This window comes from Streptacidiphilus sp. EB103A (assembly GCF_041261405.1).
Classification (GTDB): domain Bacteria; phylum Actinomycetota; class Actinomycetes; order Streptomycetales; family Streptomycetaceae; genus Streptacidiphilus.
Genome location: NZ_JBGCAQ010000001.1, coordinates 673,312 through 692,496, shown reverse-complemented (window position 1 = coordinate 692,496; position 19,185 = coordinate 673,312). Strand labels below are relative to the sequence as shown.

The following is a 19,185-nucleotide window of genomic DNA, read 5'->3' as shown; positions in this document are numbered from 1 at the left end:
CGGCGGCGCCCCGGAGGACCTGATCGAGCTGTACCAGCTGCCCGGTGGTGCGTCCGGCTCCACTGCAGAACCGGTTCTGCTGGCCTCCCACGCCTCCACCGGCGACCCGCAGGCCACCGGCACCTGGCGGATCGCCGACGGCGCCGTCCTGCGCGAGGAGCACACCGCCGCCTCCGGCACCCGCCCGGCCAGCACCACCCGCTACGCGCCGCTGGGCAACGGAACGATGAGCGAGACCTGGCCGGGGACCGGCACCGTGGCCGGCCAGCAGGGCTGAACCGGTCTCAGCCTGTCGGCTGCTGGGAGAGCGCGTAGAAGCTCACCGCGGCGGCGGCGGCGATGTTGAGCGAGTCGACGTCGTGCGACATGGGGATGCGGACCCAGGCGTCGGCGGCGCGCAGGGCCTCGGTGCTGAGGCCGTGGCCCTCGGAGCCCAGCAGTACCGCGCAGCGCTCCAGCAGCTTGGGCGAGACCTCGGCCAGCGGGACCGAGTCGCCGTGCGGGGTGAGCGCGAGCAGCGAGAACCCGGCCTCGCGCAGCGTCTCCAGGGAGCGCGGCCAGGGGTCCAGCACGGCGTAGGGGACGGAGAAGACCGTCCCCATGGACACCTTGACGGCGCGTCGGTAGAGCGGGTCGGCGCAGTCGGGCGAGAGCAGGATCGCGTCCATGCCGAGCGCGGCGGCGCTGCGGTAGACGGCGCCGATGTTGGTGTGGTCGACGATGCCTTCGAGGACGGCGATCCGGCGGGCCCCGGCCAGCAGGTCGGCGGCGTCGGCGAGCGGCTTGCGCTGCATGGACGCCAGCGCGCCGCGGTGCACGTGGTAGCCGGTGACCTGCTCGGCCAGCTCCGGCGCCACCGCGTACACCGGCGCCGGGACCTCGTCGATGACGTCGCGCATCACGTCGATCCACTTGGCGGACAGCAGCATCGAACGCATCCGGTAGCCGGCCAGCCGGGCCCGGCGGATCACCTTCTCGCCCTCGGCGATGAACAGGCCCTCCTCGGGCTCGCGCCGCCGGCGCAACTCGACGTCGGTCAGGGCGACATAGTCGCCCAGACGCGGGTCCTGGGGATCGTCGATGGTGATGAGTTCGGCCACAGGTCGATCCTGCCCGCTCAGATCTGAGCTGCCAAGTTGTTGACGGCGACCACGTCGCCGATGACCACGACGGCCGGCGGGCGGATCTGTTCGGCGGCGACGACCTCGGCGACGGTGGCCAGGGTGGCGTCGACCCGGCGCTGCGCCGCGGTGGTGCCCTCCTGGACGACGGCGACCGGGGTCTGCGGGTCGCGGCCCCCGGCGATCAGCGCTTCGGCGATGGCGCCGATGCGTTCGACGGCCATCAGCAGCACCAGGGTGCCGCGCATCTTGGCGGCGGCGTCCCAGTTCACCAGGGAACGGGGGTCCTCGGGGGCGACATGGCCGGAGATGACGCTGAACTCATGGGTGACGCCGCGGTGGGTGACCGGGATGCCGGCGGCGGCGGGGACGCTGATGGAGCTGGAGATGCCCGGGACGACGGTGACCGGCACGCCGGCCTCGCGGCAGGCGAGCAGTTCCTCCATGCCCCGGCCGAAGACATAGGGGTCGCCGCCCTTGAGCCGGACCACGAACCTGCCCGCCCTGGCATGCTCGATCAGGGCGTTGTTGATGGCCTCCTGGGCCATGTAGCGGCCGTAGGGGATCTTGGCCGCGTCGATGACCTCGACATGGGGCGGGAGTTCGTCCAGGAGTTCGCGGGGGGCGAGGCGGTCGGCGACCACCACGTCGGCCTCGGCGAGGAGGCGGCGGCCGCGGACGGTGATCAGATCCGGGTCGCCGGGGCCGCCGCCGACCAGTGCCACGCCGGGGGTGCGGCCGCGGTGGTGCGCGGCGGCGAGGGTGCCGTCGCGCAGACCGGCGACGATGGCGTCCCTGAGCGCGGCGGAGCGGCGGGGGTCGCCGGAGAGGACGGCGACGGTGGTGCCGTCCTGGCGTCCGGCGGCCGGGGTCCACGCGGTGGCGGCGGAGGCGTCGTCGCTGCGCGAGCAGAAGGTGCGGTCGGCCTCGGCCTCGGCGGAGGCGGCGGCGTTGGCCGCCGGGTCGTCGGTGGCGGCCAGCACGTACCAGGCTCCGGCGAGGTCGCCTGCGGCGTAGCGGCGGGGGTGCCAGCTGAGCTCGCCGGCGTCGGCCATGGCCTGGACGGCGGGGGTGGTGCTCGGTGCGAACAGGTGCACGTCGGCACCGGCCGCGAGCAGCGCGGGCAGCCTGCGCTGGGCGACGGTGCCGCCGCCGAGGACGACGACGCGGCGGCCCTTGAGCAGGAGGCCCACGGGGTACGGCGTCGTGTCGTTCTCGGGCGGCATGGTGGCTCCAGGGCTTCGTGTGCAGGTTCTGATGAGCTGCATGGTGAGCTCAGTTTGATGGTGCGGCAGGGTGCATGGTTTGTCGCGCAGTTCCCCGCGCCCCTGAGGTGGTGCAACTGAGCGAGTTGCACTAGTTAGGGGCGCGGGGAACTGCGCGAACGGCAACCCTCGCGGAGGGTCAGTGCTTCTCCGTGACGCCCGCCGAGTCGAACGTTGCGACGTCGTGCATGGCGCGAGCCGCCGACTGGACCAGGGGCAGAGCCAGCAGGGCACCTGTACCTTCGCCGAGGCGGAGGTCGAGGTCGATCAGGGGACGCAACCCCAGCTTGGCGAGAGCCGCCTTGTGGCCGGGTTCGGCCGAGCGGTGGCCCGCGACGCACGCGGCGAGGACCTCCGGGGCGATCGCCTTGGCCACCAGCGCGGCGGAGCCGGCGATCACGCCGTCCAGGATGACCGGTGTGCGCAGGCTGGCCGCGCCCAGCATGAAGCCCGCCAGCGCCGCGTGCTCCAGGCCGCCGACCGCCGCGAGGACGCCGATGGGGTCGGCCGGGTCGGGGCGGTGCAGGGCCAGAGCCTCGCGGACCACCGCGATCTTGCGGGCATGGGTCTCGTCGTCGATGCCGGTGCCGCGCCCGGTCACCACGGAGGGGTCCTCCCCGGTGAAGACGCAGATCAGGGCTGCCGCGGCGGTGGTGTTGGCGATCCCCATGTCCCCGGTGACCAGGGCCTTGTTGCCCGCCGCGACCAGATCGCGGGCGGTCTCGATGCCGACCTCGAGGGCGCGCAGCGCCTCCTCGCGGGTCATGGCCGGTTCGACGGTCATGTCGGCCGTGCCGGGGCGCACCTTGCGCGGCAGCAGGCCGGTGGTGCGGCCGGAGTCGATCGCGGGGGGCAGCTCGGAGGCCACGCCGACGTCCACCACGCAGACCTCGGCGCCCAGCTGGGCCGCGAACGCGTTCACGACCGCGCCGCCGGCCAGGAAGTTCGCCACCATCTGCGCGGTGACCTCCTGCGGCCAGTGCGTGACGCCCTGGGCGTGCACACCGTGGTCGCCCGCGAAGATGGCCACGCACGCGGGCTCGGGGATCGGCGGCGGGCACTTGCGGGAGAGGCCGCACAGTTGCGCGGAGATTATCTCCAGCATGCCGAGCGAGCCGGCCGGCTTGGTCATCCGCTTCTGGCGGTCCCAGGCCTCACCGAGCGCCTTGGCGTCCAGCGGCCTGATGCCGCGCAGGGTCTCCTGCAGCACGCTGTGCGGTTCCTCGCCGGGCAGCGCACGGCGGCCGTAGGTCTCCTCGTGGACGACCCACGAGAGCGGGCGCTTCTTGGCCCAGCCGGCCTGCGCCAGTTCGGGCTCGGTCGGGAACTCGTTCACATAGCCGACGCAGAGGTAGGCCACGACGTCCAGGTGCTCGGGCAGGCCGAGCTCGCGGACCATCTCCTGCTCGTCGAAGAAGCTGACCCAGCCGACGCCGAGGCCCTCGGCGCGGGCGGCCAGCCAGAGGTTCTCCACGGCGAGGGCGGCCGAGTAGGGCGCCATCTGCGGCTGGGTGTGCCGGCCGAGGGTGTGCCGGCCCCCGCGGGTGCGGTCGGCGGTGACCACGATGTTCACCGGGGTCTCGACGATGGCCTCGATCTTCAGTTCCTTGAACTGTTTGGCCCGCCCCTTGGGCAGCGACTCCGCGTAGACCTCGCGCTGACGCTCCGCCAGTTCGTGCATCCGGGCCCGGGTCTTCGCGGAGCGGATCACCACGAAGTCCCAGGGCTGGGAGTAGCCGACGCTGGGGGCGGTGTGGGCGGCCTCCAGGACCCGGATCAGCACCTCGTGCGGGATCGGGTCGGGCCGGAAGCCGTTGCGGATGTCGCGGCGCTCGCGCATCACCCGGTGCACCGCGTCGCGCATCTCGTCGTCGTAGGCCGGGGCGGCCGGGGCCTCGGGGACGACGGGCAGCGGCGGCTCGGGCTCGACGAGGACGGGGGCGGCGGCAGCCGCGGATTCGGCTGCGAACGCCGACTCCGGTGCGGGCTGCCGCACCGTTTCGGCGGCCTCCACACCGCCGGAGGCGTCCACGGCGAGGACCCGCCGCTCGGGCTCGGGTGCCTGCTCCGGCACGGGGACAGCGGTCGACTGCTGGGAGAGTTCAGGCACAGGCTGCGCTTCCGCTGCGGGATGGACGGGGGACACTACCGGGTCCGACAGCGTCCCGGTGCCCTGAGCGGTGCTCTCCGAGGCGATGGGGGCGGGGGGCGTTTCGGTCAGGACCTCAGGCTCGGGCTCGGGCTCAAGTTCGGGTTCGGGCTCTGCGGCGACGGCTTCGACGGCCGGCTCCATGACGAACTGGCGCGGCGGCGGGGACATGAACGCGGAGATCCGGCTGCCGCCGGCCTCGGGCGAGGCGCCCTGGGAGGGGATGGCGGCGTCCGGCTGAGGGGTGGGCGCCACCGGCTCAGGCTCAGCCTCAATCTCAGGTAGAGGGTCAGCTTCGGCCGCCGGCGGCTCGGGCAGGGGTGCCGGTTCGGCGACGGGAGCCGGCGCGGCGGCCGGCTCCGGTGACGACTCGACCGCGACCGGTTCTACGGGGATCGGCTCGACCGGGATCGGCTCCACAGCGATCGGCTCGACGGGGATCGGGACGGCCACGATCGGGGCCGCGAATTCGACCGCCGGCGCCGGCTCGACCGGGACCACGGCCTCGGGCTGCGGCTCCGGGGCCGCGGCCGGTTCCACCACCGACGCGGGCGCGGGCTGGACCTGGTTGTTGGAGCCGAGGGTACTCTCCGGCGAGGGCATCTGCACCGGGACGCTCACCGCGACCGGCTCGGGCGCCTGCACGGCGGCCGCGACCGGTTCGGCCTGCGCCGGCGCGGTGTCCAGCGCCGGGGCGACGGCCACCGGCTGGTCCAGGTACTCGGGGCCCGAGTGCTGGCCGGCGGCCGGGGCCGCGGGCACGCCGTAGGGCGGGGTCGTCGGGCCGGCGACGGTGAACGGGGACTCCCCGCCCGCCGAGGGGCCGCGGTCGGCCAGCGAGCGCACCGGCACCTGACCGGTCATCAGCGAGGGGTCCGGGATCGGCGGCCCGGCGTGCAGCGGCCGACGCGGCGCGGCGACCACCGGCTGAGCCTGCTGCGGCTGCTCGGCGGCGGGTGCGGGTGCGGCGGGGGTCTCCGGCGCGGCCGGGACGACCGGGACCGTGGGCGGAGTCAGCGGCGGCCAGGACGGGGCCGGGACCGTGCCCTCGGCGGTCGGCGCCGCGACCGGCTCCGGCTGCGGAGCGGGGACCGCGGCCACCGGCACCTGGGCCTGGACCTGGACCTGGACCTGGACCTGCTCGGGCACGACGGCCTGCGGCTGGAAGGCGGGCTGCGGCTCCCGCAGGGCCACGGGCTCGCTCCAGGCGCTCTGCGGGCCGGGCATCAGCAGTTCGTCCTCGTCGTCCTCGTCGGGCAGGTCGAGGAAGGTGTACGGCGGTGGCGCGCCCTGGGAGCCGAGCGACTGCGGCAACGCCTGGTTGCGTCCCAGGGAGGCGTCGCTGCCGAAGGGGTCGCGGGCGGACTGCTCGCCGATCGGGGCGGGCGCCCCGATCGGGGCCTGCTCCGCGCCGTTCGTCGCGAGCGGTTGCTCGGTCGTCCCCCCGGTCGGGACGTGGCCGGTATCGCTCATGTCACTGGCTCCTTCCAGGGCCGCGTGGCGTCCTTGGCGGCGCGATCACGGACCGCAGCACCCATGTTTCCGGTCCTCGCCCCGCTGCGACGGACCGGCTGACACCGGTCTGCTCCCCAACAACAACGACTGAACCGGGGCAACCGGCACGATCGCCCCGGACGTACCGGCATTCTCCCCGTCCGTCCGCCCCGGGGGCGAACGAGCGCGCACAGTCGCCTTGTGGCCTGCGCCACGTTCGAAACGTCCGGCACGTACGGTCCGTGAGAACCAGGCGTCAGCCTACCGGCCGCCGGTGACAGCCCGGCCCGCAGTATCGAACAGTGGGCATCCGACGCCTGCTCAGATGGGGTTCGACGGTCAGCGACTGCCCCAGAGCACAAAGCGCGGCTCGACGGCGCCGAAGCCGCTGCCCTCCGCCAGCGGGGCGGCGTGCAGCAGCGCGCCGTCCACCGCGTAGTGGACGTCGGCGAAGGCCCTGCGGACCTCCTCGACCTGCTGGAGGGTCCTGGGCAGGGCGACGACGCGCTCGGGACGGCGGCCGAGACAGGCGCGCAGCACCTCCGCCCCGCCGCGCACCAGCACGACGTCGGGCTCGGGCAGGTCGGCGAGCACCGCCGGCGCGGTGCCGTGCACGGTCTGCAGTTCCACACCGTAGCGGCGGGCGCTGACATCCAGTCGGGCGCAGGCGTCGCCGTCCTGGTCGACGGCGATCACAGCTGCTCCGCTGCGGCCGGCGTCCAGGGCGACCACACCGGTACCGGCGCCCACGTCCCAGAGCAGGTCGCCGGGGCGCGGGCCGAGCCGGGCCAGCACCAGGGCGCGGACCGCGGCCGGGAGCCCGCCCGGCGCCCCGGTGTCCTCGGGCGGGGTCTCCTGCGCCCAGCCCCGGACCGGGCCGGGGAAGTCCAGCGGACGCCCGGCGAGCCAGCCGGAGGACGGCACCGGGCCCTGCGCGCTCGCGCCGACCACCAGGACGACGTTGGGGTCCCGCCACAGGTGGTCGGGGACCCGGTCGGAGGTGAGCACGGTCACGTTCTCGTCCGGGGTGCCCAGCGCCTCGCAGACCACGAAGGTCCGGTGCACGTCGCGCAGCAGCAGCGCCAGCTCGGAGGGCCCGGCGCCGGGCGAGGTCAGCACCGCCACCTTGGGGTGCGCCCGGCAGACGTTGGCGGCCCGGCGCAGGCCCCGGCCATGGGTGCTGACGACCTGTGCGTCGTCCCAGGGCATCCCGGCGCGGGCGAAGGCCGCGGCGACCGAGGAGACCGCCGGAAGGACCTCCAGCTCCAGGCCGTGCTCGGGACGGCGCAGGGTCCGCACCACGCCGAAGAACCCCGGATCGCCCTCGGCCACCACCACGGCGGCGCCGCGGTGGTGGGCCACCCGGCGGGCGACCAGCTCGACGCTGCCCAGGGCCATCCGGTCCGCCCCGGCCGGGATTCTGAGGTTCTGCAGCTGGTAGGTGCCGCCGGCGACGAGCGTCGCGGCGTCCAGCGCGGCCTGCGCGGCCTGGGAGAGCGGTGAGCCGTCCCAGCCGATCACTGTGACCCGGTCAGCCATTGCGGCCGGTCCCCCTCGGATGCTCTCGGATGCTCTCGGTGCGGTGGTGTGCCGCGTGCAGCGTAGTCGTTCCGATCAGCGGTGCGGAGTCACCAGTTCGGGTCGTCGTCCTCGGTGGCCCCGTCCAGGTCCTCCGGCAGCAGGCTCCAGAGGATCAGATCGCTGCGGGCCCGCCCGGCGCCTTCCCCGTCGCGGACGATCCAGGCGTTGCGGAGCACGCCCTCGCTGATGCAGCCGATCTTCTGGGCGACCTGCTGCGCGGCAGTGTTGCCGGCCGCAGTGCGCAGTTCGAGGCGCTCGAACTTCTGGTCCTCGAACAGCCAGTGGGCGACGCCGAGCAGCGCCTCCCCGGCGTAGCCCTCGCCCCGGGCCCAGGGTCCGGTGGCCACGGTCGCCTCGGCCGCCCGCAGCCGCCAGTCGGTGCGGCGCAGCCGGACCGAGCCGACCAGGCGCTGGGTGAGGAACTCATGGACGCCCAGCACGATGCCGCGTCCCAGGGTGCGTTCGGCGGGGGCACCGAGCGCGATCCAGTTCCTGGCGTCCTGCTCGGTGTACGAGAGCGGAACGGTGGTCCAGGTGCGCACCAGCTCGTCGCTCATCAGGTCGGTCAGGGCCGCAACGTCCTCCGGTTCGAAGGCTCGCAGCACCAGTCGATCGGTACTGATCGAGATTTCGGGAAAGGTGGACGTCATCACCGGGCTCCTGCCTGTAGCCCCTCATCGACGGGGCTGATGGAACGATCATGCTCCAGGAAGGGGGCCGCCGTCACCCTTTCGGCGTGGCGGGCCGGTGGCACGTCGGCGCCGGACAGCCGAATCGCCCCCGCCCGGCGGGGAGGTCACACCGGGCGGAGGCGACGCGGGGTCAGGCCGTGGCTGCGAGTTCGGTGAACGGCTGGGCGGCCGGCTTCTCCAGGCCTATGAAGCTGAGGCTGCGGGTCACCTCCTCCACCTGCGTCTGGCGGTAGCCCAGCCGCTGGTAGAGCCGGAGATTGCCGATGCTGCGGTGCCCGGTGAACAGCCGGTAGCTCTGCACCGGCCGGTCGCCCGAGGCGAGCAGCTGCTCCATGCCGCTGACCAGCCGGGTGCCCAGGCCGTGCCGCTGCATCCGGGGGTGCACGCAGAGGCGGCCTATCCGGCCCACCCCGTCGCTGTCCACCCAGCCGCGGACGCTGCCGACCACCTCGTCGCCGAGACGGGCGACCAGCACATGACGTTCCTTCAGCTCGGTCCGCAGGCTGTCCAGCGTCTGGGTCAGGGGCTCGATGGCCCAGTCCCCGTAGAGTTCGGCCTCGCTCTGGTAGCAGAGGTACTGGAGCTTGAGGATCCGCTCCGCCTCTTCCTCGGTGGCGATCGAGGTGGTCACGCTCATGCCCATGCGCGCATTCCTCCCTTTCTTGTGTACCCCGGCCGCGAGGATGAGGGGATGCGACCGGGTTGCCCTGACCGGAGGTGGGTCGGTCCCAACGGGTGACGTCGGGACCGGGCGTACGTTTAGAGCCCACTACCCATACCTCCACCCCTCTCAATCATCGATTTCCCGGCAGAATCGGCTGCTGACCGAGCAGCAGTCGGCGCAGGCAGGCGAGACAGCGCGAGCGGGTCGGTCCGATGCTGCCGCGCGGCATCGCGAGCTCCTCGGCCAGCTCCCGGTAGCTCATCGGCGGCAGTTCCAGCAGCGCCGCCAGCAGCGCCGGGCAGCGCGCGGGCAGCCGGGCGATCGCCGCCCGCAGCTCGCGGGCCTCCTCGGCGCCCAGGGCCCGCTGCTCGGGCGAGGCTGCCTCGGCCGCCGTACGGGCCGCCGCCAGACGCGCCACCGCCTCCAGCTCCCTGACGCGGCCGCGCGCCTCCTCCCGCGCGCGGCGGAACTCCTGGACCGTCAGCGCCCGCAGCCGCGACCGCGGATCGGACCGGGGCCGCTCGGCCGCGGCGCGCAGCCACACCTGCTGCTCCAGTTCCTCGGCGTCGAGCGCGTGCGCGGCAGCCAGGCTGCGGAGCAGGGCCAGGAAGGACTCGCGCAGTGCGGGGTCGGCTGCGGTCGGCTGCATCGGCGCTCCCGGGTCGGCTTCCGGTGGATCGTCAGCACCGACGCCGGAACGTCGCCCTCCGGATCCGCGTCCTGGCGCGATCCACCCGCACGGGTGATCCGCCATCCGGCCGTACGGACCGTGCGGACCGTGCGGCTCCGTAGTCGACGGATCGACAGAATGTAACGGAGCCCACGTCCCAGGGCGTTTCTCCCGGTAACCCGGAACCGATAGCGTCGTCACCATTCCGCGACGCCCGCCCCCTGGAGGACTGTGGTGTTCTACTGGCTGCTCAAATGGATCCTGATCGGGCCACTGGTACGTGTGCTCTACCGGCCCCGCGTCAGCGGCCTGGAGCACGTCCCCGCCCGTGGGGCCGCGATCATCGCGCCGAACCACCTGTCGTTCTGCGACTCGGTGTTCGTGCCGCTGCTCGCCCCGCAGCAGGTCCACTACGTGGCCAAGGCCGAGTACTTCACCGGGACCGGCCTCAAGGGGCGGCTGATGGCCTGGTTCTTCACCGGCGCCGGGGCCGTGCCGGTGGACCGCAGTGGCGGACGCGCCTCGGTGGCGGCGATCGACACCGGTCTGCGGACCCTGCGCGAGGGCAAGCTGTTCGGGATCTACCCGGAGGGCACCCGCTCCCCCGACGGCCGACTGCACCGCGGCCGCACCGGGGTCGCCCGACTGGCGCTGGCCAGCGGCGTCCCGGTGATCCCGGTGGGCCTGGTCGGCACCGACCGGGTCCAGCCCAACGGCCGGACCGGCTGGCGCCTGGGCCCGCGCCCCGAGGTGCGCTTCGGGCCGCCGCTGGACTTCTCCCGCTACGAGGGCCTGGGCGAGGACCGCTATGTACTGCGCGCGGTGACGGACGAGATCGTGTCGGCGATCCTGGACCTGTCCGGTCAGGAGTACGTCGACATGTACGCCACCAAGGCCAAGGCACTGGCGAACCGGGCGGCGGCCGCGGCGGCCGCCGCCGAGGAACTCCCCAAGGCGGCCTGACCGGCCGGGGATCAGCGCGCGGCGCCGGCCCACTCCTGCTGGGTCGCCAGGTCCGCCTTGATCTCGGCGAGTTGCACCGCCACCGCCGACGGCGCCGTGCCACCGCGTCCGTCGCGGGAGGCGATCGCGCCGTGGACCGTCAGCACCTCGCGCACCTCGGGCGTCAACGTCGGTGAGATCTCCGCGAACTGTTCGTCCGTCAGATCCGACAGCTCAAGACCCCGCGGCTCGCAGAACTTCACGCAGGCGCCGGCCACCTCGTGCGCGACCCGGAACGGCGTGCCCTGCTTGACCAGCCACTCGGCGATGTCCGTGGCCAGCGAGAACCCGGCCGGGGCCAGTTCCTCCAGGCGCTCGTCGTGGACGGTGAGGGTCGCCATCATCCCGGTGAAGGCCGGCAGCAGCACCTCCAGGGTGTCGCAGGAGTCGAAGACCGGCTCCTTGTCCTCCTGGAGGTCGCGGTTGTAGGCCAGCGGCAGGGCCTTCAGGGTGGCCAGCAGACCGGTCAGGTTGCCGATCAGTCGGCCCGACTTGCCGCGCGCCAGCTCCGCGATGTCCGGGTTCTTCTTCTGCGGCATGATCGAGGAGCCGGTGGAGAACGCGTCGTGCAGCGTGATGAAGCCGAACTCGCGGGTGTTCCAGATGATCACCTCCTCCGCGATCCGGGAGAGGTTGATGCCGATCATCGCGGTCACGAAGGCGAACTCGGCGACATAGTCGCGCGAGGCCGTGCCGTCGATGGAGTTGGCGGCGCTGCCGCCCTCGAAGCCCAGCTCGGCCGCGACGAACTGCGGGTCGAGACCCAGCGAGGACCCGGCCAGCGCGCCCGAGCCGTAGGCCGACACCGCGGTTCGGGTGTCCCACTGCCGCAGCCGCTCCGCGTCCCGTCCCAACGCCTGGACATGGGCCAGAACATGGTGGGCGAACAGCACCGGCTGCGCGTGCTGGAGGTGGGTCCGGCCCGGCATCGCCGTGTTCGGGTGCGCCTCGGCCAGCCCGACCAGGGCCTCCTGGAGGTCCAGCAGCAGTCCGCCGATGATCCGGGCGTGGTCCCGCAGGAACATCCGGCCCAGGGTGGCGATCTGGTCGTTGCGGGAGCGCCCGGCGCGGAGCTTGCCGCCCAGGTTGGGACCGAGCCGCTCCAGCAGCCCCCGCTCCAGCGCGGTGTGCACGTCCTCGTCGGCGACCGTCCCGGTGAAGGCTCTTGACCGGACGTCGGCCAGCAGTGTCTCCAACCCGTCCAGCATCCGCTGGAGTTCGTCCGCGCTGAGGTGCCCGGCCCGGTGCAGCACCTTGGCGTGGGCCCGGGAGCCGGCGATGTCGTAGGGCGCGAGCCGCCAGTCGAAGTGCACGGAGGCGCTCAGCGCCGCCAGCGCCTCGGACGGGCCGTCGGCGAAGCGGGCTCCCCAGAGCCGTACGTTGTCGTTGTTGCTCATGGTGGTAGTCCCCTCAGCGCCATGCATTGCTTAGAATAATTATGCATGCTGCCGTATGGAAATCAAACACGCCGGGGACGGGCGGGCGAGCGCTGTTCAGCCGATGTGCCATACGGCGCGGCAGGCCGCAGCGGCGAAGCCGGGCCCGAGACCGATCAGTACCCCGGAGGCGCCAGGGCCGGGCGGAGTCGCATAGAGGCGGTCGAGGACGTCGAGAACGGCCACCCCGCCGAGGTTGCCGCGCTCGCGGAGGCTCTCCCAGGAGTGCTGCAGCAGCTTGCGGTCGCAGCCCACGCCGTCCTCCAGATCGCTGAGGATGCGCGGCCCTCCCGTGTGTGCCACCCAGAAGTCGGGGGTGTCCTGTCCCGCTGAGCGCCGGTACCAGTCGAGCAGCGGAGACACCAGCTCGCCCATGGACTTCAAGGCGTCCGCGGTGGAGTCGAAGTGCTGGCCGAGGTCGTCGAGCCGGAGGCGTTGGCGTTCTGTGGTGTTGCGGAGGGTGAACTCCCAGGTGTCCTCCACCACCAGACCGGTGCCCAGCGGGGCGTCACTGACCAGGACGGCCCCGCCGGAGTCGCCGAACAGCACCTTGTAGATCATGGCTTCGATGCTGTCGTCGGAGTGCTGGTAGACCGTGCTGAGCGCTTCGGCGACGACCACCAGCACCCTGCTCCCCGGACGGGCACGCACCTGCTCCGCCGCCCGGACCAGGGCCAGGGCACCGCCGGTGCACCCGAGTTGGGTCATGGGTATGCGTCGGACGTCGGGGCGCAGCCCCAGGGCGTTGAACAGGTGCACATCCAGCCCGGGGATGGCGACCCCGGTGCTGTGGCTGGTCACGACACAGTCCACCTGGGTTGGTTCGACGCCCTGCTCGGCCAGCACCGCACGGGCGGCCTCGGCGCCGAGCGCGCAGACGTCCGCGAAGGTGCGCCGGTTGCGCGGTTCGATGGACTCGCGCCTGCCGACCTCGTCCAACGGTCGGGTGAAGCGTCGGCTCCGCACACCGGTACGACCGACGATGCGCAGGATCCGCCGCAGTTCCGCATGGTCCGCGTGGTGAGTCTGGATGTCGGCGAGGATCTGGTCGAGTTCCACCTCGTACGGAGGGAAGACGACTGCGGGTCTGCTCACGTGAACAGGCATTTCGGCCCTTCGGTCGGGGCGTCGGGAGTGGCCTTCGCAACAGCCGTGGACGCTGATTGTGCCCACAGACGCTGCCGGTTCGGCGGGCGTCCGTCGGTCACAAGGCGGCGAATCTCGGCCTTTCTCGGAGTTTCCCGGAGTCTCCGATCGATCGCGCCGCCCCGCATCACCTGCACGACGCGGGGTGGGGGCCGCCGCCACGGCCCCCACCTGCGGCTATGACGACTTGACGGTGCAGGCGGTGCCGTTGAGGGTGGCTGCGGCCGGTGGGGCGTCGGCCGTGGTCCAGCTCCCGTTGAAGCCGAAGGAGACCGATCCGCCCACGGCGATCGTCGCGTTGTAGGACAGGTTGGTCACCGTGACGGCGGAGCCGGTCTGTGCGTAGGAGCCGTTCCAGAGCTGGGTGATCTTCTGCCCGTCCGGGAAGGTCCAGACGACGGTCCAACCGTTGACGGTGCCGGTGCCGCGGTTCAGCAGCGTGACATTGGCGCCGAAGCCGCCGCTCCACTGGCTGCTGAGGCTGTAGTCGACCTCGCATGCGCCGGCCGAGGCGGTGGTGGTCGGCGTGGGAGTGGCAGTCGGGGTCGGGGCAGGCGTGGCCGTGGGAGTCGGGGTCGGGGTGGGGGTTCCTCCGGCGATGTCGCCGTACAGGATTCCCCGCCCGTTGCTGCTCACGTACACCCGGCCGTAGGTGCGCATGTCGCCGGTGATCGCCGCGCCGGTCCACCCCCACTGGTGCTGGTCGTCGTTGATCCGCACCCAGGTCGCTCCGGCATCGTCCGAGCGGAAGAGCCCGCGGACGCCGCCGACCTGCGCGCTGCTGTACAGCGCGGGGTAACTGCTGCCCGGGGCCGCCTTGCCGAAGCCGATGCTGTCGGCCTGGTCCACGGCGCCGACCCGGGTGAAGCTCGCGCCGCCGTTGGTCGAGTGCCAGAGGCCGTAAGTGCCGCCGCTCGCACCGCCGGCGAACCACAGGTCGCCCTTGACCCCCGGCAGGGCCTTGAAACGGACGTTGCCCGCGCTCGGCAGCCCGGTCCCCGCAGTCGCGGTGAAGGTGGCCCCGGCGTCGGTGCTGACGTAGAAGGTCCCGCCGGAGTAGCCGTAGAAGGTCTTGGGATCGGAGCGGTCGGAGACGACCGTGGCGCCGGCCGCGATGCCCGTCGAAGCGCTCCACGTGTTGCCGTAGCCGGTCGCGTGGTAGACCCCGGTCCCGGCCGGGCTCCACACCGTCGCGCTGCCGTCCGCGGCCAGCGCCACGGTGCCGCCGCCGGTCACCCCGCTCGGCTCGGAGGAGGCCGCGAACCAGTCCGCGCCGTCGTCGGTGGAGTAGCCGATGTGCTTCTCCGTCGAACCTGACGCGGTGTCACCGACCCGCACGATCACGCTCGGACTGGTTTCGGCGTAGTCGATCCCGGTGGAGCTGGTGAAGTTGGGCGAGGAGAAGGTCCTGGCGGGGACGGTGGTGACGTCCGTGTGCCGGAAGCCGTTGAGGTCGCCGAGGGCACTGAGCAGCGGAGCCCCGGTCGGCGGGCTGATCAGCCCGTTGACCGCGGTCTCCTCCAGGCCCTGGACCACCGGGGCGATGGTGATCTTCTTTCCGGCGTCGAAGTCGGTCAGGTCGGAGCTGCCGAACAGGGTGGCCCCGGTCCCGTACATCATCCGGTTGGAGTTGAACGGGTCGATGGCCAGGGACTCGGTCATCCAGCCGAGTTTGGGGGCCTCCTCGGGCGGCGAGGGATTGGCGTTCATGGTCAGCCAGGGCACCGAGCTCAGGTCGACGGTGTACTGGTCGACCCGGGTCGGGTAACTGGTGTAGGCCCAGAACGGCTTCCAGGTCGCGCCGCTGTCGGTGCTGCGCCAGATCTGGGTGTCCGGCCACCACGAGCTGTAGGCGGTGACCATCAGGGTGCCCGGGTGCTCCCGGTCCACGGTCAGGCCGCTGTAGCCGAAGTAGTCGTTGCTGGTGTCCGTGGACGGCACCGGGCTGACGTTGGACCAGGTCCCGGTCCCGGTGGCGTACTTCCAGACGTCGCCGTGCGCGCCGTCGTACGGGCCGCCGGTGTCGCTGTAGGTGATGAAGAGGTTCCCGCCGGAGGCGTCCAGCACCGCCTTGTGCGGGATCATGCCGGTCGGCTGCCCGGTGACGGCCGTCCAGGTCGAACCGCCGTCGTCGGAGCGGTAGATGCTGTGCGCCTTGTCGGCGACGCCGACGTACACGGTCTTCGTCACCGCGCCGACGGTGCCGCTGCCCTTGTCGAAGACCTCCCAGAGCACGCCCTCGGGGTCGCTCTGGTAGCCGGTGGTGTCGCTGGGAAGGGGCGCGTAGGGCCCGGTGTCGGGGAAGGCGCTGACCTTGGCCCAGGTCACGCCGTAGTCGGCGCTGCGCCACAGGCCGTTGCCGCTCTCGGCGCCGAAGTACAGCACCTTGTCGTTGTTGGGGTCGATGCCGAGGCGCTCGCCCATGCCGCGGCCCGGCATGTTGCCGCCGACCTTGAACGGCAGCACCGTGCGCTGCCAGGTGGCGCCCTGGTCGGCGGAGCGCAGGATGGCGCCGTCGTTGGGGTCCCAGCTGTTGGTGTAGCTGCCCGCGGCCAGGTAGACCCGCTTGGGGTCGGCGGCGTCGGTGGCCAGGCTGGCCACGCCGCTGAGGTTCCAGTCGCTCCAGCCGACCGAGTCCAGCAGCGGGATCCACCTCCCGGTCGCCGGGTCCTGCCGGTAGGCGCCGCCGACGTCGGTGCGCGCGTACACCAGTCCGGCGCGGCCCTCGTTGAAGACGATGCCGGGGACGAAACCGCCCCCGCCGATCTGCACGTTGTTCCAGCTGTACGCCTGGCCGGCGGCCGTTGCGTCGACCGCCTCCGTCCGGGCCGGGAGCGCTCCCGGCAGCAGGCCGACGACAGCCACGGCGGCGGCGGAGGTCAGCACGGTGAGCATGGATCTGGCCTTGGTGCGGAGGTGGCGCATCGGGCGGCTCCTAGGGTGCGCTGGGGTGGCCCGCCCATGAACGCAGTCGCCTGACGGTTCGTCAATCCGACGTATGGGACAAGCAAGCGCTTCGCCGCACACCAGCGGTCGAGCCGACCGGCGGACATGAAAGCTACATCGGCGGAGATTCAGGCCGACTCGCGCAGTACCAGCGTCGTCTCCATCACGACCTGCCCCTCGGCCCGCCCCAGCAGCTCCGCGACGGCCCGGGCGCCCATCTCCTCGACCGGCTGCCGCACCGTGGTGAGCAGGGGCCGGATCCGGCAGGCGACCGCGTCGTCGTCGAAGCCCACCAGGGCGACCTCCTCCGGCACCCGGATGCGCAGCCGCTGCAGGGCCCGGAGCGCCCCAGCGGCCATCAGGTCCGAGGCGGCGAAGACCGCGTCAAGACCGGGCCGCAGCTCCAGCAGCCGGATCATGGCGTGCTCCCCCGAGGCGACGGTGAAGTCCCCGTACGCGACCGTCTCCCGCCCCGGCCCGTCGGCGTCGCGCACCGCGCGGAAGTAGCCGCGCAACCGGTCGGCGCCGACCGACATGTCGGGCGGCCCGGCGATGGTGGCCACGGTGCGTCGCCCGGACCGGAAGAGGTGTCCCACCGCCCCGGCCGCACCGCCGAGGTTGTCAGCGTCCACGAACGGCAGATCCCCGGGGGCCATCGGACGTCCCAGCGACACCACCGGCACGCCGGCGGCCCGGATCAGCCGCGGAAGCGAGTCGTCGCCTCGCGGCCCCACCAGCAGCACCCCGTCCACGTGGCCCCCGCACAGATAGCGGAGCAGTGAGGGCCGCCGGGCCCGCCGGGACGCGGTCAGCACCACCAGTTCCTGCTCACCGGGGTGGAGCGCGCGCTCCACCCCGACCAGGAGCCGGGAGTAGAAGACGTCCGACCAGTAGTGGATCATGTCCTCGAAGACCACGACGGCGACGGCCCCGGTCGCCCGCGCCCCGGCGCTCTGCGCCCGCCGGCGCACATAGCCCAGCTCCTGCACCGCCGACTCCACCCGCGCCAGCGCGTCCTCGCTCACCGGCGCGGACCGGTTCAGCACCCGGGAGGCCGTGGCCATGGAAACCCCCGCCCGCTGTGCCACTTCCGCGAGGGTGGGTCGCGGGGCGGCCGGGGCGGCGGGAGAAGCAACCATCTCCGGTCCCTTCGACTGTCGGCCGCCTGTCAGGCACCCGTCACCGCGCAGTACGGAGCGTCGGGCACTGCCGACCCACTGTCAAGACTCCTGCACGGCAAGACCGTTGGCCCCACATCCGGCATCGCATCCGATTCCTGGCCGGGGCCATTCATTTCGCGACAACGAAATTCCGCCGACGCATTGGAGCAGAGATATCTATTCGCCGGCGCGAACTGACTGTCCGTGGAATTCACCGTCCGCCGGGAGCGCGCGTGACGGTCCGAGGAGGCGCCCATGGTTCTTCGTCGGCTCGACGACCCCGGGCTCAAACGGGATGATCATGAGGACGGCCCGCGACCCGAGGTGCGCCGGACACATGCTCACCATCCCCTCCCCCAGGACCTCGTGGCGCAGGGGACGCCGGTCTCCGTCATTGGTCGTGTACTCCCGGTCCCGGTTCCGGTAGATGGGGCCCGTGTCCGGGTCCGCGAGGATCTCGGCCTCCAGGCGCTTCAGTTCCTGGGACTGCGGATGCTGGCGCACCGTCGCCCTGAGCTGCGCCAGCGCGTACGGGGCCCATGCCTTGTCCCAGTCCAGGAGGATCTCCCGGGCCTGGGCGCTCAGCATCATCCAGCGCAGGATGTTCTCCGGCGGGTTCGGCGGTTCGGGCTCGGCCGAGAACAGGCCCGGAAAGTGCTTGTTCCACCTGAGCAGCCGCCAGGACGGATCGGTGATGTACGCCATGTGCTCGATGCCGTCCAACGCGGCCTGCCAGTGGCGCCCCACCCGCACCGGGGCCTGCGGGTCGAACGGCTGAAGGCCCCGCTCGACCCCGGCGTACAGGTAGAGGCAGGTCCACTCGTGCTGGTCGAGGCCCAGGAGGGTGGCGATGTCGTCCAGCAGCGCTGGTGACGGGCTGTCCATCCGGCCCCGCTCCAACCGACCGAACGTCCCGCTCGGCCAGGACCGGCTGCTGGACCACGAGCGTTGAACGAGCAGGTGGTCGACCTGGCCCTGGGACAGGCCGGTCACCCGACGCCCGCGCCGCTCCTCCCGGGGCGGGAAGCCCCAGTCGCCCGGGTCGATCCTGCTGCGCGCCCCCTTCAAAAGCCTTCCGAGCTCCCCGGCGTCCATACAGCGACAAACCCCCTCATAGCTCCGGGGTTCGTGGCGGCCCGGTCCAGTACTCAGCTTTTTATATGCAGGTAATTACATGTAAAAACCAGCACTGGAAAGATACCCGAGAATCGGACAGACTCTCCGCCGGAACTGGCACCGACCAATTCCGGAGCGACAGAAGGGGAACGCAGCCGATGAGCCAGCGACACATCCGCCGCGGGCCCCGCCGATGCGCTCAGGACTGCGCCAGCTCCAGGAGGCGGTCGGCCAGGGCGTTGCCGCCGGCCGGGTCGCGGGAGATGAGGAGGACGGTGTCGTCGCCGGCGATGGTGCCGATGATCTCGTGGATGCCGGACTGGTCGATGGCGGAGGCCAGGAACTGGGCGGCGCCTGGCGGGGTGCGCACCACCACGAGGTTGCCGGAGGCGGTGGCGGAGACCATGAGCTCGGAGGCCAGCCGGGCCAGTCGGCCCTCGTTGCCGAACTCGCCGCCGGCGGCCTGCGGGGTGCGGTCGCCGCCCTCGGCGGGGACGGCGTAGACCAGGGTGCCGTACTGGTTGCGGATCTTGACCGCGCCCAGCTCGTCCAGGTCACGGGAGAGCGTGGCCTGGGTGACCGCGAGGCCGTCGTCCGCGAGCAGCTTCGCCAACTGGCTCTGCGAGCGGATGGGCTGACGGGTCAGCAGGTCCACGATGCGCCGGTGCCGCGCGGTCCGCGTCTGCGGAAGCTGGGACACCGGCCCGGTGGCGGCCTGGTCGGGCTGGACGTCTTCGGCCATG

At 72.5% G+C, this 19,185-nt stretch carries 14 protein-coding genes; 1 reads left to right on the top strand and 13 read right to left on the bottom strand.

What is annotated here, in order from left to right:
• Window positions 1-284: 284 nt before the first annotated feature.
• From ABH941_RS03120 to ABH941_RS03090, 7 genes are all read right to left on the bottom strand, one after another.
• A complete protein-coding gene (locus tag ABH941_RS03120) occupies window positions 285-1,100 on the bottom strand; it encodes a TrmH family RNA methyltransferase (RefSeq protein WP_370126964.1) in 816 nt (271 codons plus the stop codon).
• Window positions 1,101-1,117: 17 nt separating this feature from the next.
• Complete coding sequence (gene cobA, locus ABH941_RS03115; RefSeq protein ID WP_370126963.1) at window positions 1,118-2,347, bottom strand: uroporphyrinogen-III C-methyltransferase; 1,230 nt, start codon at window positions 2,345-2,347, stop codon at window positions 1,118-1,120.
• Window positions 2,348-2,525: 178 nt separating this feature from the next.
• Entirely contained in the window at window positions 2,526-6,008 is a 3,483-nt protein-coding gene (gene cobT, locus ABH941_RS03110) for a nicotinate-nucleotide--dimethylbenzimidazole phosphoribosyltransferase (RefSeq protein WP_370126962.1), read from the bottom strand.
• A 360-nt stretch (window positions 6,009-6,368) separates the two neighbouring features.
• On the bottom strand, window positions 6,369-7,568 hold the full coding sequence (gene cbiE, locus ABH941_RS03105; RefSeq protein WP_370126961.1) for a precorrin-6y C5,15-methyltransferase (decarboxylating) subunit CbiE: 1,200 nt from the start codon (window positions 7,566-7,568) through the stop codon (window positions 6,369-6,371).
• An 89-nt stretch (window positions 7,569-7,657) separates the two neighbouring features.
• Window positions 7,658-8,260: a GNAT family N-acetyltransferase gene (locus tag ABH941_RS03100; RefSeq protein ID WP_370126960.1), complete on the bottom strand. Its 603-nt coding sequence runs from the start codon at window positions 8,258-8,260 to the stop codon at window positions 7,658-7,660.
• Between the two features lie 172 nt (window positions 8,261-8,432).
• Window positions 8,433-8,945: a GNAT family N-acetyltransferase gene (locus ABH941_RS03095; protein ID WP_370126959.1), complete on the bottom strand. Its 513-nt coding sequence runs from the start codon at window positions 8,943-8,945 to the stop codon at window positions 8,433-8,435.
• A gap of 151 nt (window positions 8,946-9,096) precedes the next feature.
• Window positions 9,097-9,615 carry a sigma-70 family RNA polymerase sigma factor gene (locus ABH941_RS03090; RefSeq protein ID WP_370126958.1) on the bottom strand — a complete coding sequence of 173 codons (519 nt, stop codon included), beginning with the start codon at window positions 9,613-9,615 and terminating at the stop codon, window positions 9,097-9,099.
• Between the two features lie 255 nt (window positions 9,616-9,870).
• Between ABH941_RS03090 and ABH941_RS03085 the strand changes: the two genes are divergently transcribed.
• Window positions 9,871-10,599, top strand: coding sequence for a lysophospholipid acyltransferase family protein (locus ABH941_RS03085; RefSeq protein WP_370126957.1), 729 nt, complete (start codon window positions 9,871-9,873; stop codon window positions 10,597-10,599).
• Window positions 10,600-10,610: 11 nt separating this feature from the next.
• Here ABH941_RS03085 and argH read toward each other — a convergent pair whose 3' ends face one another.
• The 6 genes from argH to ABH941_RS03055 all read right to left on the bottom strand — a co-directional run bounded on the left by argH (window position 10,611) and on the right by ABH941_RS03055 (window position 19,184).
• Window positions 10,611-12,035, bottom strand: coding sequence for an argininosuccinate lyase (argH, locus tag ABH941_RS03080; protein ID WP_370126956.1), 1,425 nt, complete (start codon window positions 12,033-12,035; stop codon window positions 10,611-10,613).
• Between the two features lie 96 nt (window positions 12,036-12,131).
• The gene (locus tag ABH941_RS03075; RefSeq protein ID WP_370126955.1) at window positions 12,132-13,169 is read right to left on the bottom strand and encodes a type III polyketide synthase; all 1,038 of its coding nucleotides are present in this window, start codon (window positions 13,167-13,169) and stop codon (window positions 12,132-12,134) included.
• Between the two features lie 228 nt (window positions 13,170-13,397).
• On the bottom strand, window positions 13,398-16,145 hold the full coding sequence (locus ABH941_RS03070) for a cellulose binding domain-containing protein (RefSeq protein ID WP_370126954.1): 2,748 nt from the start codon (window positions 16,143-16,145) through the stop codon (window positions 13,398-13,400).
• Window positions 16,146-16,294: 149 nt separating this feature from the next.
• Entirely contained in the window at window positions 16,295-17,305 is a 1,011-nt protein-coding gene (locus ABH941_RS03065; protein WP_370126953.1) for a LacI family DNA-binding transcriptional regulator, read from the bottom strand.
• Between the two features lie 198 nt (window positions 17,306-17,503).
• Complete coding sequence (locus tag ABH941_RS03060) at window positions 17,504-18,394, bottom strand: XRE family transcriptional regulator (protein ID WP_370126952.1); 891 nt, start codon at window positions 18,392-18,394, stop codon at window positions 17,504-17,506.
• A 247-nt stretch (window positions 18,395-18,641) separates the two neighbouring features.
• On the bottom strand, window positions 18,642-19,184 hold the full coding sequence (locus tag ABH941_RS03055) for an arginine repressor (protein WP_370126951.1): 543 nt from the start codon (window positions 19,182-19,184) through the stop codon (window positions 18,642-18,644).
• Between the last annotated feature and the right edge of the window lies 1 nt (window position 19,185).

Bases quoted from the DNA above. Each gene is read 5' to 3' on its own strand.
- cobA (WP_370126963.1), bottom strand. From the start codon at position 2,347: ATGCCGCCCGAGAACGACACGACGCCGTACCCCGTGGGCCTCCTGCTC.
- cobT (WP_370126962.1), bottom strand. From the start codon at position 6,008: ATGAGCGATACCGGCCACGTCCCGACCGGGGGGACGACCGAGCAACCG.
- cbiE (WP_370126961.1), bottom strand. From the start codon at position 7,568: ATGGCTGACCGGGTCACAGTGATCGGCTGGGACGGCTCACCGCTCTCC.
- ABH941_RS03100 (WP_370126960.1), bottom strand. From the start codon at position 8,260: ATGACGTCCACCTTTCCCGAAATCTCGATCAGTACCGATCGACTGGTG.
- ABH941_RS03095 (WP_370126959.1), bottom strand. From the start codon at position 8,945: ATGGGCATGAGCGTGACCACCTCGATCGCCACCGAGGAAGAGGCGGAG.
- ABH941_RS03090 (WP_370126958.1), bottom strand. From the start codon at position 9,615: ATGCAGCCGACCGCAGCCGACCCCGCACTGCGCGAGTCCTTCCTGGCC.
- argH (WP_370126956.1), bottom strand. From the start codon at position 12,035: ATGAGCAACAACGACAACGTACGGCTCTGGGGAGCCCGCTTCGCCGAC.
- ABH941_RS03070 (WP_370126954.1), bottom strand. From the start codon at position 16,145: ATGCGCCACCTCCGCACCAAGGCCAGATCCATGCTCACCGTGCTGACC.
- ABH941_RS03065 (WP_370126953.1), bottom strand. From the start codon at position 17,305: ATGGTTGCTTCTCCCGCCGCCCCGGCCGCCCCGCGACCCACCCTCGCG.
- ABH941_RS03055 (WP_370126951.1), bottom strand. From the start codon at position 19,184: ATGGCCGAAGACGTCCAGCCCGACCAGGCCGCCACCGGGCCGGTGTCC.